General features: G+C 31.9%; 1 protein-coding gene and 1 pseudogene. One reads left to right on the top strand and one right to left on the bottom strand.

All coding sequences use genetic code 11. From position 1 onward, the window contains the following. A pseudogene (locus AC1DTM_RS30430) lies at positions 1–334 on the top strand (hypothetical protein); the annotation flags it as partial. A 40-nt stretch (positions 335–374) separates the two neighbouring features. Here AC1DTM_RS30430 and AC1DTM_RS30425 read toward each other — a convergent pair. Continuing rightward, the coding region (locus tag AC1DTM_RS30425) for a LysR substrate-binding domain-containing protein (RefSeq protein ID WP_477001696.1) at positions 375–658 on the bottom strand (284 nt) is incomplete at its 5' end.

The raw sequence follows: 658 nt of genomic DNA, 5'->3' as shown, positions 1-658 counted from the left end.
GTTACTAGATCACGGTGCGACAGCATTAAAAGACGGTAAGTATTTAGAAACGAAAGATATTGCAAATGAAGTATTACAAAAGAAAAAAGATGATGCACTTGAAAAAGCTGTAACATCAAATGCAGAGAATATGCTTCAAAAAGCAAAAGACGTTGAAGAGAAAGTAAATGAAAGAGTAGCGAAAAGAAAAAAAGTAAATGAAGAAGGAATCGATAAACTAATTAAAGCTGTCGATAGTATAGATGAAGTAAAAGAAAAAGAGAAAAAAGTGTCAGAAGCATTAGATAAGGCCGAAGAGGCGCAAGCAAAAATTGAGGCTAAGAAAAATAAATAGAGTTATAGTTTAAAAGGCTGTCGTGTATAACGACAGCCTTTTAATTTTTTGCTGTAAAAGAAGTAATGCTATGTAGTAAAAAAGAGATGATTTTAGAATTCCACCTGTCCTCATGATGAATGGTATAAATATTACGCTGAAATTCAAATCCAGGGATTGGTATATAGCATAGCTCATTTCGTTGTACTTCTTGTTCAATAGCAAGTTTAGAAATAAAGGCAACCCCATTACCATATTTTAAAATTTGTTTCATCGTTTCTAATGAATCTAGTTCAATTTCAGATTGGAATGTAATGTTATGTGCTAACGTCCATTGTGTAAGTA

It is taken from the genome of Bacillus sp. P4_D3 (genome assembly GCF_056401855.1).
The sequence above is the reverse complement of the archived record's forward strand: the minus strand, read 5'-3'. Positions and strand labels throughout refer to the sequence as shown.